This window comes from Bacillus sp. LR--39 (assembly GCF_053613335.1).
In genome coordinates this window covers 1-576 of the sequence record NZ_JBSIOT010001306.1, presented here as the reverse complement: position 1 = coordinate 576, position 576 = coordinate 1, and the positions used below count along the sequence as shown (strand labels likewise).

Annotated in this window: 1 protein-coding gene; it reads left to right on the top strand. The window is 41.7% G+C overall.

Features of this window, described 5'->3' with window-relative positions; translation table 11 throughout:
- Positions 1 to 139: 139 nt before the first annotated feature.
- A partial coding sequence (locus tag ACWHAR_RS30155; protein WP_452088813.1) for an FtsK/SpoIIIE N-terminal domain-containing protein occupies positions 140 to 576 on the top strand: 437 nt, incomplete at its 3' end.

The following is a 576-nucleotide window of genomic DNA, read 5'->3' as shown; positions in this document are numbered from 1 at the left end:
AAAAAAAGAAGAACAGAAGAAAAAAGAAGACGAGAAAAAAGAAACAGAAAAGAAAGATGAGAAAAAAGATGACAAATAACGTGAGACATGAAGCACAGGTCATCGCATGCTGCCATTCGGCCGTAAGGGGGTTCGCCATTTGAGTCTATTATGGGTTTTTTACCAAAATAACGTTCAAAAATTAAATCTGTCTAACCTCCCGTCGTCTCATCCGGTGACCATAGGGCCTGATGTGAAGGATTCTGTTACGATCAGCTCCATTCCATTTAATAGCGGAGTGATTTCTCTTAAAAGAAAGGAATCCGGCGGCCAATACGAAGTTTTCCTGCGAAATGATTGTCTCGGCACGATTGAGACGGATATATCATTTACTCTCCAAACGGATCAGCAGGATATACGCTTGATATTGACGGGCAGTGAACCTGAGAAATCCGTTTATTTTACTGGAAATCGGGATGAAATTGTATGTTCCTCAGAAAAAACGAATGCAGATATTTATCTGAATCCGCAAGATTTTGCATTTGCAGAACAAAGCACGTTTTCTTTGCTTCGTGCAGGCGGCAGCTGGTCGGTCCG